Source organism: Protofrankia sp. CiT1 (genome assembly GCF_917627335.1).
Lineage (GTDB): Bacteria > Actinomycetota > Actinomycetes > Frankiales > Frankiaceae > Protofrankia.
On record NZ_CAKJTP010000091.1, the window covers coordinates 15,576 to 16,283 of the forward strand.

At 64.7% G+C, this 708-nt stretch carries 1 protein-coding gene; it reads left to right on the forward strand.

All coding sequences use genetic code 11. From position 1 onward, the window contains the following. Positions 1-440 precede the first annotated feature (440 nt). Positions 441-708, forward strand: a 268-nt coding sequence (locus MJ785_RS14740) for a WhiB family transcriptional regulator (protein WP_305039917.1), incomplete at its 3' end; no start/stop codon positions are given.

A 708-nucleotide genomic window follows, 5' to 3' on the forward strand; every position in this document is an offset into this window, starting at 1 on the left:
CCCCAGCCCGGGTTCTTGATCTATTTTCCTGTTGCCGACGCTCCAAAAAATAGGTTGCCTCGGTGGAGGCAGCCTTCTACCGTATTCAGCGAGCACTGGAAGTGCCTGTCCGTCGCTGACGTCAACGTAAGGAGGTGGTCCCTGTGAGCAGCACTGGGGCCATCGACGCGTTCGTCCGCCCGCCGAATCGGTTCAGGCCGCGTGCCGCCGTCCGTCGCGCATCGTCCTTTGTGAACCCCATCCAGGCATGGGCGATAGCCACGCTCCATCTTTCGGGTCCGCTTCGAGGTTTGCCGCTGGCTTGACAAGCCGCAGAGCGCCGACTTCGAGGCCGCGGATCCCGGACGGGACCGCGGCCTTTGTCGTCTCACGGTCTGACGAGTTGAGCTTGACCGAACCTTCCGTAACCGATTCCTGAATGAATATCGGAGATGACGCCGGTGTTTGACCCATTGATCGTTTCTCGGATCGAGCGGGACCGGCTGGCTTTGCCGTGCTGGGACGTGGATCCGGACCTGTTCTTCGCTGAGTCCCCGCGGGATGTCGAGGCGGCGAAGGCGGTCTGCCAGGGGTGTCCCCTGCGGCCTGCCTGCCTGGCCGCCGCTCTCGACCGGTGCGAGCCCTGGGGCGTGTGGGGCGGTGAGCTTGTGGTAACAGGCACAGTCGTCCCCCGCAAGCGGCCCCGCGGCCGGCCTCGCAAGACTGTCG